Source organism: Bartonella taylorii 8TBB (assembly GCF_902825155.1).
Classification (GTDB): Bacteria; Pseudomonadota; Alphaproteobacteria; order Rhizobiales; family Rhizobiaceae; genus Bartonella; species Bartonella taylorii_A.
This window is the reverse complement of sequence record NZ_CADEAG010000074.1, coordinates 1-555: the sequence shown is the minus strand read 5'-3', so window position 1 is coordinate 555 and position 555 is coordinate 1. Positions and strand designations below refer to the sequence as shown.

Annotated in this window: 2 pseudogenes; one reads left to right on the top strand and one right to left on the bottom strand. The window is 40.9% G+C overall.

Features of this window, described 5'->3' with window-relative positions:
- Nucleotides 1-83, top strand: a pseudogene (locus J7R13_RS09945) (molybdopterin-dependent oxidoreductase); the annotation flags it as partial.
- On the opposite strand, the pseudogene J7R13_RS08710 reads toward J7R13_RS09945, so the two are convergent.
- Nucleotides 81-555, bottom strand: a pseudogene (locus J7R13_RS08710) (molybdopterin-dependent oxidoreductase); the annotation flags it as partial. The pseudogenes J7R13_RS09945 and J7R13_RS08710 overlap by 3 nt on opposite strands.

Below are 555 nucleotides of genomic sequence, written 5' to 3'. Positions count from 1 at the left end.
TTGTAGGCATTGAGCAAGCTGATGCATTGCTTATCGTTGGGTCTAATCCACGTCATGAGGCAGCCGTTTTAAATTCACGTATTTAAAAACGCATCCTCTCCACGACTCAGTGCACTCAATGCATCAGTACCATCCCCAAGATACGTACATGGATAACGTAAATCGACCCTCTCCCCCTGTACTGCAATGGGCACTTGTCCCCTTCGCCGGCGCTTTAAAATACGCGCATTTAAAACAGCTGCTTCATGACGTTAATTAGATTCCTCTATAAACAGTGCATCAGCCTGTTCAATACCTGCAATTGTAGGATTAAAAATATAACTCGAACGCCCAAACTCAGGCGATAAAGCCCCCCCTCTTTGGCGACAATCAAAAAGCGTTGAGCCTAAAGAACTCAATAATGCATTAAGGGCATAATTTTCACCAACATACTCAATATCTCCAGCAATCGCTCAAATTTTTTCTGGAAAAATTTTAGGGATCACCATTTTAATTATTGCAAAAGCATATATACAACTGGCAGACTGAATCTTTGCATCTTTAATTAAATATAGC